The following is a 12348-nucleotide window of genomic DNA, read 5'->3' as shown; positions in this document are numbered from 1 at the left end:
ATGAACGACCGCTCCACGCCGACCACCGCCGCGACCCACGACGTCGTGATCGTCGGCGGCGGCCACAACGGCCTGACCGCCGCCGCCTACCTCGCCCGGGCCGGCAAGTCCGTCATCCTCCTCGAGCGCCTCGAAGACGTCGGCGGCGCCGCGGTCAGCGCGCAGGCATTCACCGGGGTGGAGGCGCGCCTGTCGCGCTACTCCTACCTCGTCAGCCTGCTCCCGCAGCGCATCATCGATGAGCTCGGCCTCGACATCCGCCTCGCCCGCCGCCGCTACTCCTCCTACACGCCTGTTCCCGGCGACCCGGACGGCGCGGGCCTCCTGATCGACAACACCGACGAGACGGCGACCGCCGCATCCTTCGCCCGCATCGGGGCAGCCGGCGACGTCGACGGTTTCGGCTCCGTCTACCGCAGCACCGGCGAGGTCGCCCAGGCTCTGTGGCCGACCGTCACCGAACCGCTGCTCACCCGCTCGGAGGCGAAGGCCCTCGTCGGCGACGACGAGCTGTGGGAGGCGCTCATCGAGCGTCCCATCGGCGACTTCATCGAGTCCCGCGTGCAGAGCGACCTCGTCCGCGGTGTCGTCGCCACCGACGCGCTGATCGGCACCTTCGCCAGCGTCTCCGACCCTGGGCTCGCGCAGAACCGGTGCTTCCTCTACCACGTCATCGGCCAGGGCACCGGCGAGTGGGACGTCCCGGTCGGCGGGATGGGCGCGGTCACCGGCGAACTGGCGCGCGTCGCGCGCGAGTCGGGCGCCCGGATCGTCACGGACGCCGAAGTCACGCGCATCGATCCGGACGGCACCGTCGAGTACGTCCGCAACGGACACGAGCGCCGGGTGACCGGCGAGAACGTCCTCGTCAACGTCGCCCCGGAGGTGCTCGACCGACTGCTCGGCGAGTCGCCCGAGCCGCCGCGCGAGAAGGCGGAGGGCGCGCAGGTCAAGGTCAACCTGCTCCTCGAACGACTCCCCCGTCTCCGCGACGAGACCATCGACCCGAAGGCGGCGTTCGGCGGCACCTTCCACATCAATGAGACCTACACGCAGCTCGAGGAGGCGTACTCGGGCATGACCCGGGGCGTGATGCCCGACCTCCTCCCCTGCGAGATCTACTGCCACACGCTCGCCGATCCGAGCATCCTGGACCCGGAGCTGGCCGAGTCGGGCGCGCAGACCATCACGGTCTTCGGGCTGCACACCCCGACCGCTGGCTCACCGACGAGAACAACGACGCGACCCGGCAGCGGCTTCAGGATGCGGTGCTCGCGTCCCTGAACTCCGTGCTCGCCGAGCCAGTCGAGGACCTCCTCCTCACCGACGCCGACGGCCGTCCCTGCATCGAGACCAAGACCACGCGCGATCTCGAGCGGGCCCTCAACCTGCCGGGCGGCAACATCTTCCACGGCCCGCTGTCGTGGCCGTTCGCCGAGGATGACGACCCGCTCGACACTCCGGCGCAGCGCTGGGGCGTCGCCACACGGCACCCGCGCATCCTCTTCTGCGGCTCGGGCGCCCGGCGCGGCGGGGCGGTCAGCGGCCTCGGCGGGCACAACGCCGCCATGGCCGTCCTGGAGGGCTGAGAGGACTCGCAGCGTCCCTCTGCCGATCCGCGGGCGGCGTGACTATGGTGAGGTCCACGAGGGTCGAACTCTTGGAGGTCACCATGACGCCGCAGCCGACGGGAAGACTGGTCAGGAAGGACGACGGGGTCTACGTGGTCCTCGATCGGATCGTCCACGCGCCGATCGAGGAGGTGTGGGCGTACTTCAGCCGGTCCGCCTATCTGAGCCGATGGATCGGCGAGTTCACCGGCACGCCCGCCACGGGCGCCGTCAAGTTCCGCATGAATGCGGAGGGTGACGGAGCGCAGTGGGAGAACGTCGCGATCATGCTCTGCGAGGCCCCGCACCGGCTCCACGTCGACGTCGGCTCGGCCCCGGACTCGCGTCGGATGTTCGTGCACCTCAAGGAGTCGAGCGGGCATACGACGATCACCTTCGGACAGCTCCTCCACTCCGTCGCGGAAGGCGCCGACTACGGCGTGGGCTGGGACTTCTACCTCGACCGCATGATCGCCGCGCACGACGGGAAGCCGCTCCCCGTCTGGGAGGACTACTACCCGGACTTCCTCGACCACTACGAGACGCTGTGCCGGGAGCTCGACCGCGAGCTCAAGCTCGAGCACGCAGCGGCGATGAGGAACGGGACCAACGGCTGACACCCGCGGTTCGCGCGGGGCTCAATGCCAGCGGTGATCCTGAAGCGTGATCCGCGGTCCCCGGCGTTGGAAGCGGAACCCGCTCGCCAGGATGAGTCGGACGACGCGTTGGCGGTGGCCGCGCCACGGCTCCAGCAGCTCCAGCATGCCGTCGTCGTCGACGCGTCGGCCGATCAGCGCTTCGCCCACCTGGTGCGCCAGGTGGTAGTCGCCGACGCTGACGAGGTCGGGATGGGCGTGGGAGCGTTGCAGCGTCTCCGCGGCCGTCCACACGCCGATGCCGGGGATGGTCCGCAGCGCGGTTTCGGCGGCGACGAGGTCCGGAGCGTTCTCCACCGCGCGCTCCAGCGAGGGGGCGACAGCGAGCACGGATTGCACGGCGCGCGCCCGACGCGGGTCCACGCCGGCGCGGTGCCACTCCCATGACGGGATGCCCCGCCACTGTTCCAGGGTCGGCACCACGCGCATCCCCTCAGGGGCGGGACCGGGCGCGGCCTCGCCATACCAGCGCAACAGCCGCGCCCACGAGCGATACGCCTCCAGGCTGGTGACCCGCTGCTCGATGATCGCCGGTATCAGCGCCTCCAGCATCCGGCCGGTCCGCGCCAGCCGGAGCCCGGGGTTCCGGTGCAGGCTGTCGCGCAGGAGCCGATGGCCGCTGACATCGAGACCGGACCAGTCGTCGTCGCGCCCGAGCAGGCCGGGCACCGCGGCGATCGCCCACTCGGCGCCCGGTCCCCAGGCATGCACCGCGATTCCCCCGTCGGCGGAACGGCGGTGGATGCGCACGGTCACGGCGCCCTGCGGGGTGCGCCAGGTGCGCCACATCCCGCGGAGGTCCCACACCGTCATCGGGTCGTACGGCCCGCGACCGAGGAGCGCCAGCGTCCCGGCGAGATCGAACGGCCCGGCCGGGCGGTAGACGGTCTCGGCGTCCGGCGCCGCCGCCGACCCTGTCGCGCGGGGGTGGGCAGGACGGCGGTCATGCAGGAATGGTACGTCACCCCACTGACCGCGGGACCCAGGGGGCTACCCGCACGTCGGTGGTCTCCCCTACGTTCTCCACCATGGGAATCGAATTCGACACGTCCGCCGTCGCGCGCCTGCGCGACGCGATCGCCGGAACCGTCTACCTCCGGGGCGACGAGGGCCTCGCCGCGGAGGTCGCCTGCTTCAATACCGCCATCCGCCACGACCCGGACATCGTGGTCGCCGTCACGACCGAGCAGGACGTCGTGGAGGCGATCGCCTTCGCCCGCGACACCAGGCTGCCGGTGCGGGTGCAGGCGACCGGCCACGGCGCGGAAGCCCCGATCGTCGGGGGCATGATCATCTCCACCCGCGGCCTCGACGGCCTCTCGATCGACCCCGACACCCGGTTCGCCCGCATCGGCGCCGGTCTGCGTTGGGCGCCGGTCATCGTCGCCGCGGCGGAGCACGGCCTCGCACCGGTCACCGGCTCGTCCACCAGCGTCGGCGCCGTCGGCTACAGCCTCGGCGGCGGCCTCGGCCCGATGGCCCGCACCTACGGCTTCACGGCCGACTGGGTCCGCGGATTCCGGGTGGTGACGGCGGATGGACGCATCCTCACCGCCGACCGCACCACCAACTCCGACCTGTTCTGGGCTCTCCGCGGCGGGAAGGGCGGGCTGTGCGTCGTGACCGAGATGACGCTTGAACTCGTCCCGCTGCGCTCGCTCTACGGCGGCAGCGTCTTCTTCGAGGGCGGCGCCATCGAGCCGGCGCTGCGGGCCTGGATCGACTGGTCCGCAGAGCTGCCGGATGAGGCCACCACCTCGGTCGCGCTGCTCTCCATTCCCGACGTCGAAGGACCTCCGCCGCCCTTGCGCGGTCGAACGGTGCTCAGCGTCCGCTTCGCCTACCCCGGCGACAGCGCCGAGGGGGAGCGTCTGTTCGCGCCGATCCGGGCGGCTGCCCCGCTGTACCTGGACTTCGTGACCGAGATGCCGACGACAGCGGTCGCGAGCATCCACAACGATCCCGAGCAGGGCACGCCCGCGTGGATCAGGGGCTACATGCTCGACACGTTCGGTCAGGATGCCGGGGATGTGATCCTCGAGTTGGCCGGACCGGGCTCCGGTTCGCCGTTCCTCTCGGTCGAGCTGCGTCAGATCGGCGGCGCCACCGCGCGGGACACCGATGACGGCACGTCGATCGGCGGACGCGATGCCGGTTACACGCTGGCCGTTCTGGCCGCCGACCCGTCGACCTTCGCGGAGGCCGCGCCGGCTCGGGCGAAGGCGATCTCCGACGCGCTGGCCGACCGCATCTCCGCGGTGACGAACGTGAACTTCATCGGGGACCTCTCCGACCGGGCGGCGTTCGAGAGCGGCTGGCCGCCGCCTGTGCAGGAGCGGCTCACCGCCGCACGGCTGCAGTGGGACCCCGAGAAGGTGTTCGCCTTCGGGCCCGCCTGAACGTGCGGGGCGCCGGTCAGTCGCTCCAGATGCTCGGCGCCTCGGCGCGGGTCGACGGCAGCGCCGCGTCCTCGCCCCACTCCACCAGCCACTGCGGAACAGTGGCATCCGTCGGCGACGGGCCCACCGCCTCGAGCAACTCGGCGATACCGACGACCCCTCCGGAGCGCTTGAGGAATCGCCCGCGGATGAACGCCTGTGTATAGATCTCGCCGTCGACCGTGAACCGCTGCTCGACGTAGACCGCCTTCTCGTCGAAGCCGAGGATGCGCGACTCGACGACGAAGGGCTGCCACAGCTCCAGCGACTTGCGGAATGAGATGGTCTCGGACGCGACCACCGGGTACCACCCACGGCGTTTGAAGATCGCCCAGACGCCGTTCCGCTGCAGCAGGTCGAACCTCCCGATGTCGGCGATCGACAGGTACACCCCGTTGTTCATGTGCCTCAGGATGTCGAGGTCGGTCGGCAGCACGCGGAACTTCGTGCGCGCCACGTCCCAGTGGCCCAGCCGCGGGCCGAAGCGCGAGATGATCGCGTGAAGCATCGTCCGGAAGATCATGTGCACGCGGACATGGTAGTGATCCGCAGGAGGATCAGCGCATCCGTTGTGCGGAGTCTCCAACAGCCGCGGTCAGGCCGTGGATGTGCGTTGTGCGCATCGCATCAGGTGATGCGAAGGTCCGCAATCCGACCCTCGCGCAGCTGGAAGCGCATCGGACCCGTCCCGTTGTAGCCGTCACCGGTCACCGTCAGCGTGACCGTGTACGTGTCCGGGTCCGGCCCGGTGGACCAGTCGACCAGCTCGAAGTGGGAGCGGACGCCGATGTTGTCGGTGCTGTCCCATTTGCGGATGCCCTGATGGCCGGCGAATTCTCGCCCCCAGTCGGTGAGAGTGGCGTCGTCGGTGAACGCGTTCACGAACGCGTCCGTGTCGCCGCGGTTGGTCGCGTCGATGAAGGTGCGGATCGCCTCGGGGAGCTCGTCTGCTGTGGTCACGGGACGATTCTGGCCCCGCGACCCTCAGCGCGGGAGGGGCACTTCGAGCAGGCTCACTCCGACGGGCGGCGCGGAGAGCGCCTGGTCCAGCTCGCCCTTGGTGCGGGCGACGGAGTGGTGCCAGCCGTAGGCCCTCGCGAGTGCGGCGACGTCCACGGTCTGCGGCGTGTAGAGGACGCGGTCGAACGCCTCGGCGGGGCCGTCGCGGCGACCTCCAGGCCGTCGAAGATCGTCCCGCCACCGTCGTTGCCGACGATGACCTGCAGGTGCGGGCGTGTCTCGCCGACGCCGAACAACAGCGATCCCGCGTCGTGCAGCAGCGCGAGGTCGCCGAGCAGCACGCGGGTCACGCCGCCCGGTGTGCCCGCCTCCTGTGCGGCCCGCTGGCTGGCGAGGGCGATGCCAGTGGCGGTCGCGATCGTCCCGTCGATCCCCGCGAGACCGCGGTTGGCGTGGACGGCGATCCGCTTCCCCGGGACGATGCGGTCGACGTCCCGGATCAGCCGGGACGCGCCCAGCACCAGCCGGTCATGCGGCCAGGTGTAGCGCCAGACCGCTTCCGCCAGCAGCGCGCGCGTGATCGGCGCACGGACGGCCGCCAGCTCCGCCTTGGCGAAATCGAGGGCGTCGGCGGGATCGAACGAGCGGGCCTTCTCGAGGTCGGGAGCCACCGCCGCGGGATCCGCTTCGCGCTCGGCCAGCTCGGTGATCCGGCGGCTGGCGAACACCCAGCGTCCGACCCAGCCGCGCACCTCGGGCGAGCGGACATCGATCGACTCCCCGGGTCCCACGCCGCCGACGATGGCGGCCCGGTGGGCGGGGTTGTACGCCTGCGCTCCGGTCGGAGCGACGACGATGACCTCGACATCGGGGCGCGTCAGCAGCGCGGGCACTTCGCGGCTCAGTGTCGGGTGGCCGAAGACCACCGCGCGCTCGACGGCCCCTCCGAAATCCTCGTCGCGCAGAAGCTCGCGGTACGACACGACGAGGTTCGGACCGAAGCGCGCGCCGCTCGACACCTCGGCCAGCAGGGGCAGTCCGGCCTCGCGGGCGAATTCCTCGGCGGACGGACCCGCGTCCGCCCCGGCGACCACGACGGTGCGCGCACCGGCCTCGATCGTCAGCACCTCCCGTCCGAGCGCCGCGGGACCGGCCGTCTCGGGCAGCGTCCCCCGGACGGCCTCGGACAATGCGGGCACGGAGACCGAAAGCGGCTCGCGGAAGGCGGCGTTCAGGTGAACCGGCCCCGGGTCGGCGGTCTCGGCGCCGACGGCAGCACGGACCGCCGCCTCGGCGAGTGCCGCAGCGCGCTCGGTGTCGCCAGGATCACCCGTGGGCGCCTGGACGTCGACCGACCATCGGACCGCAGCCGCGTACAGCCCGTCCTGCTGGGTGGTCTGGTTGGAGCGGATGCCGCGCAGCTCCTCCGGCCTGTCGCCGGTGAGGACGATGAGCGGGATGCCCGCCTCGTGCGCTTCGAGCACGGCCGGGTGGAGGTTCGCGGTCGCCGTGCCGCTCGTCGTGATGACGACAGCCGGCGCACCCGACTCGCGGGCCAGGCCGAGGGCCAGGAAGCCGCCCGTGCGCTCGTCGATGCGCACGTGCAGCCGGGCCGATCCCGAACGCTCCAGCTCGGCCGCGACCAGCGCGAGCGCCTGGGAGCGGGAGCCGGGACTGACGACGAGGTCGCGCACGCCGTTCCGCACCAGCGCCGTCAGCAGGGCCAGCGAGAAGTCGGTTGCGGGATTCCCCGTGCCGACCGCCTCGGCGGACGCGGTCGCGCCCGTTTCGGGATGCTCGCCCACTGCCGGGCGGTCACCCATCCCGGCGGCCGGTCTGATCGTTGTTGTCCGGCCCGTTGTCGTCGAGCTCCGCGAGCTCTTTCTCCAGCTGCCGGATGCGCTCCTCCTGGTCGTGGTCGAGCCGCAGCTTGCCGAGGAATTCGGGGTCGTCATCCGGAGCGCTCACGCGGCGGGTCACGTCGGCGCGACGCCGGCCGCGTCCGATCAGGAACCAGAGCACCCCGCCGATGACCGGGAACAGGATGATGATGAGCAGCCACACCGGCTTGGGAAGGCCACGCACCCGCGAACGGTCGAAGAGGGCGCAGTCTGCCACCGAATAGATGTAGAACACCACGGCTGCGACGCCGAGGGCTATCCAGAGGCGAACCATGCGTCAATCGTAACTCTCAGAGACGGTCTCTAAGCTGGGAGGGTGAAGCGGATTCCCTCCTGGATTACCTACACCGTGCTGCGCCTTCTGGTGTTCGCGGTGCCGCTGGTGATCCTGCTTCTGGTCGGCGTGGTGTGGTGGCTCGCGGTGATCGCCGCGGCTCTCATCGGCCTCTGCCTGTCGTACATCTTCCTGAGCCGTCCGCGGAACGCGGTCTCATCGGATCTGTACGCCGTCCGTCACCGTGACAAGCCGGCGACGTCGGAGGACGACGACGTCGAGGATGCCGCGATCGAGAATGCTGCGGCCGAGGATGGCTCCGCCGACCGCCGCGAGCGCGGCGATCAGAAGGCGTAGGCGGCGCCCAGCGCGATCCCGACGAGAAGGCCCGTGATGCTGGTGAGCTGCAGCGCGGTGACCAGCTCCCGCGGCGAGCGCCCGAACAGCGTGATGATGCACGCCGGAATCGCCGCCAGCAGCGCGAACATCCCGAACCAGGCGAACGGGTAGAACACGGCCAGCACTCCGAGGATGGCGAACGGCACCAGCAGCAGCACGCAGAACACGATCCGCGAGGCGACCCGGCCGAGCAGGACGGCGAGCGTCCGCTTGCGCGCCTGCCTGTCGGGCTCGATGTCCCGGATGTTGTTGACCATGAGGACCGCGCACGCGATGAGGCCCGCGATGACGCCTCCGTACCAGGCCTCCTGATTCACGGTTCCGGCCAGCATGTAGGTCGTGCCCGCGGTGGCGACGAGCCCGAAGAAGATGAAGACGAAGACCTCGCCCAGCCCGTAGTACCCGTACGGCCGCCTGCCGCCGGTGTAGAACCAGGCGGCGGCGATCGCCGCGGCGCCGATGAGCAGCACCCACCAGTGCTGGGTGAGGATGACCAGGATGACGCCCGCGACAGCCGCGAGGCCGAAGAACGTCAGAGCGACCGTGAGCACCTTGCGCGGCGCCGCCTTGCCCGATCCCGTCAGGCGACCCGGGCCGACGCGGTACTGGTCGGTGCCGCGCACCCCGTCCGAGTAGTCGTTGGCGTAGTTCACAGCGATCTGGAGGAGCACCGCCACCGCCAGGCAGAGCAACGAGCGGATGGGATGCCAGACACCGGGCCCCTCGGCGACCTTCGCCGCGCCGACGCCGATCAGCACCGGAGCGACCGCGAGAGGAAGGGTGCGCAGACGCGCCCCGGCGATCCAGTCGGCAGTCGTGGCGGGCTTGACGGCTGCCGCGGCTGCGCCCGGCCGCCCGCTCCGGCCGCCGCGCGGACCGCGCGCCATGGGCGGAGCCATCCGCTGCTGACGTGGCTTGTTCTGACTCATCACAGAGCGAATCGTAACAACAACGGCTATGCCTCTCGTTCCCGCACCAGCGCGGCGAGTGCGACCCGGTCCGGCTTCCCGCTCGCCAACCGTGGCAGCCGCCGGACTTCGACGATGCCCGCCGGCGCCGCCGCGCGGCCGAGCGCCTCGGCGACGCGCTCCCGAACCGCCTCCAGCGACAGCGACGCCTCGCCTTCGATGACGACCACCGGGACCTCTCCCCACCGCCGGTCCTCCGTCGCGACCACGACCGCATGACCGAATCCGGGGATCCCCTGCACCGCGCGCTCGACGGCATCCAGCAGAACCTTCTCGCCGCCCGAGATGATGACGTTGTCGGAGCGCCCGAACACCGTTACCCGACCCTCGGCCGATACCGCTCCCAGATCACCGGTTCGATACCACCGAGTGCCGGCGTCCTCGCGGAAGGCGGCCGCCGTCCGCTCCGGATCGTCGATGTACCCCTCGGCGAGCGTGGGACCGCCGATCTCGAGCATGCCATCGATCTCGCGAACGACCGTGGTCCCGATCGGCATCCCGTCGTAGACGCACCCGCCCGCTGTCTCGCTCGACCCGTACGTCGCGATGACGGGCGCGCCGAGCGCCTCGGAACGCTCCCGTAGTTCCGGCATCAGCGCCTGGCCGCCGACCAGAATCCCGTCGAACCGGCGTAGAGCCGCGGCGACCGTCCGTGATCCGCCTTCCGCACTTTCGACCAGCCGTGCGAGCTGCACCGGCACCAGCGAGGTGTACCGCAGGTCGTGGCTCAGCTCCCCCGCTGCCGCCGCGAACCGCTCCGCGTCGAAACGGCCATCCCCGTAGAAGACGGGCTCGGTCTCGGCAGCCAGCGATCGCACCAGCACCTGCGCCCCCGCGACGTAGTGCGCCGGAAGAGCGAGCAGCCACTGTCCTTGGCCCCCCATCGCTCCGGCCGACGCCGCCGCGCTCGCCAACAGCGCGTCGGTGGAGAGCGCCACCCGCTTCGGGACTCCGGTCGACCCCGAGGTCTCGATCACGAGCGCGACGTTCTGTGCGACCGTCTCGCCCCTCCGGGGCCAACGCACTCCAGCATCCCCGGCCCCGGCTGCACCTGGTCCACCGGCCCGCGGCACCACGGCCGGCCCGACGCCCGTCAGCGCATCGCGCAGCGCGACGAAGACCTCCTCCGGCCGCCCCGCATCGACGACCGTCAGCGTTCGCGACATCGCCGGGCCCTCAGTACTGCCAGGGGAACGGCGACCAGTCCGGCTCGCGCTTCTCGAGGAACGCGTCGCGCCCCTCGACCGCCTCGTCGGTCCCGTACGCCAGCCGGGTCGCCTCGCCCGCGAAAACCTGCTGGCCGACCAATCCGTCATCGACGGCGTTGAAGGCGAACTTGAGCATGCGGATGGCCGTCGGCGACTTCGTCAGGATCTCGTTCGCCCATTCGAGCGCCACCGACTCCAGCTGGTCATGCGGAACGACCGCGTTGACAGCTCCCATTTCATACGCGCGCTGCGCCGAGTACTCCCGCGCGAGGAAGAACACCTCGCGTCCGAACTTCTGACCGACCTGGCGCGCGAAGTATGCGGACCCGTACCCGGCGTCGAACGAACCGACGTCGGCGTCGGTCTGCTTGAAACGCCCGTGCTCCGCGCTGGCGATCGTGAGGTCGCAGACCACGTGCAGCGAGTGACCGCCGCCCGCCGCCCATCCCGGGACCACGGCGATGACGACCTTCGGCATGAACCGGATCAGACGCTGCACCTCGAGGATGTGCAGTCGCCCGCTGCGAGCCTTGTCGATCCCCGACGCGGTCTCGCCGTCTGCGTACTTGTACCCGTCGCGCCCTCGGATGCGCTGGTCCCCGCCGGAGCAGAAGGCCCAGCCACCGTCCTTCGGGCTCGGCCCATTGCCGGTGAGCAGCACGACGCCGATCCGTGGGTTCGTACGGGCGTCCTCGAGCGCCGCATACAATTCGTCGACCGTGTGCGGACGGAACGCGTTGCGTACCTCGGGCCGGTCGAAGGCGACGCGCGCGATCCGACCCGAGAGGTCGTGGTGATAGGTGATGTCGGTGAGCTCACCGAAACCGGGGACCTCACGCCACGCGCCGGGGTCGAAGAGTTCTGAGACGTCCGCTTGCATGGATCCAGCCTACGGTTCGGCCTACTGGTCGCCCCCGCGCGTGCCAAACTTGTGGAATGCTGCCGGACCTCGCCGACCTGTTAGCAACTCTCCGGGTCGTGTCCCTACCGATGATGACCCGCTTCCGCGGCATCACCGTGCGCGAGGCGGCGCTGTTCGAGGGGCCGCAGGGCTGGACTGAGTTCTCGCCGTTCCTCGAGTACGACGACGCCGAATCCTCCGCCTGGCTGCACGCTGCGATCGACTTCGGCTGGCGTCCCACGCCTCCCCTGCTGCGGGACCGGATCCCGGTCAACGCCACCATCCCCGCGGTCGCCGCTGATGACGTGCGTGCCGTGCTCGCCCGCTACCCCGGCGCGCGGACCGCGAAGGTCAAGGTGGCCGAGCCGGGCCAGACGCTTGCGGACGACGTGGCGCGCGTGCGCGCTGTGCGCGAGACGCTCGGCCCCGAGGGCCGCGTGCGGATCGACGCCAACGCGCTGTGGAACCTGGACGAGGCCGAGCACGCCATCCACGCCCTCGCCACGTTCGACCTCGAGTACGTCGAGCAACCCTGCGCCACCGTCGAGGAGCTCGCGGAGCTGCGTCGGCGCATCCACTACATGGACATCCCGATCGCGGCGGACGAGAGTGTGCGCAAGGCCGCCGATCCCCTCGCGGTGGCTCGGGCCGGCGCGGCGGATGTCGTGGTCGTCAAGGCGCAGCCGCTCGGTGGTGTGCACGCCGCTCTGCGGATCGTGGCCGACGCCGGACTGCCGGCCGTAGTGTCCAGCGCGATCGACACCTCCGTCGGCATCGCGATGGGCGCTCACCTGGCCGCCGCCCTCCCCGACCTCGAGTTCGACTGCGGGCTGGGGACGGTGGCGATGTTCGTCGACGATGTCGCCGACGAACCGCTGCGGCCAGAACGCGGAAGCATCCCCGTGGTCCGTCCGACAGTCTCCCTTCAGAAGCTGGACGCTTTGCGCGCCGATCAGGACCGCGCCGCCTGGTGGCGCGGCCGCGTCACCCGCTGCCACCGAATCCTCGAACGCTCGCTGGCGCTCTGACCCGA

11 protein-coding genes and 2 pseudogenes are annotated in these 12348 nt (G+C 70.9%); 5 read left to right on the top strand and 8 right to left on the bottom strand.

Translation table 11 applies throughout. The features are described 5' to 3' along the window. Both A0130_12135 and A0130_12130 read left to right on the top strand, forming a co-directional pair. Positions 1–1589: pseudogene (locus tag A0130_12135) on the top strand (hypothetical protein). Between the two features lie 83 nt (positions 1590–1672). Next, positions 1673–2227, top strand: coding sequence for a hypothetical protein (locus A0130_12130; protein ID ANF32321.1), 555 nt, complete (start codon positions 1673–1675; stop codon positions 2225–2227). A 21-nt stretch (positions 2228–2248) separates the two neighbouring features. Here A0130_12130 and A0130_12125 read toward each other — a convergent pair whose 3' ends face one another. After that, a complete protein-coding gene (locus tag A0130_12125; protein ID ANF32320.1) occupies positions 2249–3217 on the bottom strand; it encodes a 3-methyladenine DNA glycosylase in 969 nt (322 codons plus the stop codon). A 77-nt stretch (positions 3218–3294) separates the two neighbouring features. Here A0130_12125 and A0130_12120 point away from each other — a divergent pair, with 77 nt between their 5' ends. Then, entirely contained in the window at positions 3295–4665 is a 1371-nt protein-coding gene (locus A0130_12120) for an FAD-binding protein (protein ID ANF32319.1), read from the top strand. Between the two features lie 16 nt (positions 4666–4681). On the opposite strand, the gene A0130_12115 is transcribed toward A0130_12120, so the two are convergent. The 4 genes and pseudogenes from A0130_12115 to A0130_12100 form a co-directional block, all read right to left on the bottom strand. Then, a complete protein-coding gene (locus tag A0130_12115; GenBank protein ID ANF32318.1) occupies positions 4682–5233 on the bottom strand; it encodes a 4-hydroxybenzoyl-CoA thioesterase in 552 nt (183 codons plus the stop codon). 98 nt (positions 5234–5331) lie between these two features. Further along, the gene (locus A0130_12110) at positions 5332–5664 is read right to left on the bottom strand and encodes a ketosteroid isomerase (protein ID ANF32317.1); all 333 of its coding nucleotides are present in this window, start codon (positions 5662–5664) and stop codon (positions 5332–5334) included. A 24-nt stretch (positions 5665–5688) separates the two neighbouring features. Next, positions 5689–7487 (bottom strand): annotated as a pseudogene (locus tag A0130_12105) (2-succinyl-5-enolpyruvyl-6-hydroxy-3-cyclohexene-1-carboxylate synthase). After that, positions 7480–7839 carry a hypothetical protein gene (locus A0130_12100; GenBank protein ID ANF32316.1) on the bottom strand — a complete coding sequence of 120 codons (360 nt, stop codon included), beginning with the start codon at positions 7837–7839 and terminating at the stop codon, positions 7480–7482. Before A0130_12100 ends, A0130_12105 begins: the two are co-directional and overlap by 8 nt. 75 nt (positions 7840–7914) lie before the next feature. On the opposite strand from A0130_12100, the gene A0130_12095 reads away from it, so the two are divergent. Continuing rightward, on the top strand, positions 7915–8196 hold the full coding sequence (locus A0130_12095) for a hypothetical protein (protein ANF32315.1): 282 nt from the start codon (positions 7915–7917) through the stop codon (positions 8194–8196). On the opposite strand, the gene A0130_12090 is transcribed toward A0130_12095, so the two are convergent. From A0130_12090 to A0130_12080, 3 genes are read right to left on the bottom strand one after another with little or no spacing between them, the layout of a single operon-like run. After that, positions 8184–9167, bottom strand: a complete 984-nt coding sequence (locus A0130_12090) for a 1,4-dihydroxy-2-naphthoate polyprenyltransferase (GenBank protein ID ANF32314.1) — start codon at positions 9165–9167, stop codon at positions 8184–8186. The genes A0130_12095 and A0130_12090 overlap by 13 nt on opposite strands. A 26-nt stretch (positions 9168–9193) precedes the next feature. Beyond that, positions 9194–10372, bottom strand: coding sequence for an o-succinylbenzoate--CoA ligase (locus A0130_12085; GenBank protein ANF32313.1), 1179 nt, complete (start codon positions 10370–10372; stop codon positions 9194–9196). Positions 10373–10382: 10 nt separating this feature from the next. Next, positions 10383–11294: a 1,4-dihydroxy-2-naphthoyl-CoA synthase gene (locus A0130_12080; protein ANF32312.1), complete on the bottom strand. Its 912-nt coding sequence runs from the start codon at positions 11292–11294 to the stop codon at positions 10383–10385. Positions 11295–11350: 56 nt separating this feature from the next. On the opposite strand from A0130_12080, the gene A0130_12075 reads away from it, so the two are divergent. Then, the gene (locus tag A0130_12075; protein ANF32311.1) at positions 11351–12343 is read left to right on the top strand and encodes an O-succinylbenzoate synthase; all 993 of its coding nucleotides are present in this window, start codon (positions 11351–11353) and stop codon (positions 12341–12343) included. Positions 12344–12348 lie beyond the last annotated feature (5 nt).

It is taken from the genome of Leifsonia xyli (genome assembly GCA_001647635.1).
GTDB classification, from domain to species: domain Bacteria; phylum Actinomycetota; class Actinomycetes; order Actinomycetales; family Microbacteriaceae; genus Leifsonia; species Leifsonia xyli_A.
This window is presented reverse-complemented; position numbering and strand designations above follow the sequence as displayed.